1 protein-coding gene is annotated in these 276 nt (G+C 56.2%); it reads right to left on the bottom strand.

Annotated features, from left to right (window positions below; genetic code table 11):
* Positions 1-133: 133 nt before the first annotated feature.
* Positions 134-268, bottom strand: coding sequence for a GNAT family N-acetyltransferase (locus AC0L2O_RS36730; RefSeq protein WP_473373196.1), 135 nt, complete (start codon positions 266-268; stop codon positions 134-136).
* Between the last annotated feature and the right edge of the window lie 8 nt (positions 269-276).

Raw genomic sequence — 276 nt, 5'->3', positions numbered from 1 at the left:
GCTACACGGTCATCCCGTCCTGCTCTTATGTGGAACGCTACATGGAGCGCCACCAGCGCCATGCCGCAAAGCTGTGAATCAACAGCCATAAAAAAACGCCGGGTTTAGCCCGGCGTTTTTGTGTGCGCCTGATTCACAGGCACGTGTAGCCTGACTCTTCGGCGAATTTCAATGCCTCTTCGGTCAACGCAGCGGCAATGCCACGCCCGCGCAATGCGTTGGGCACGAACGTGCGATAGATATCCAGGGTCTGTTTTCCGAGGTCCATGTAGGTCA

It is taken from the genome of Bradyrhizobium sp. Kon10 (assembly GCF_055807395.1).
Note: the sequence above shows the minus strand (reverse complement) of the source record. Positions and strands in the feature narration are given on the sequence as shown.

Excerpts from the sequence above, each read along its gene's own strand:
- AC0L2O_RS36730 (WP_473373196.1), bottom strand. The coding sequence starts at position 268 with ATGGACCTCGGAAAACAGACCCTGGATATCTATCGCACGTTCGTGCCC.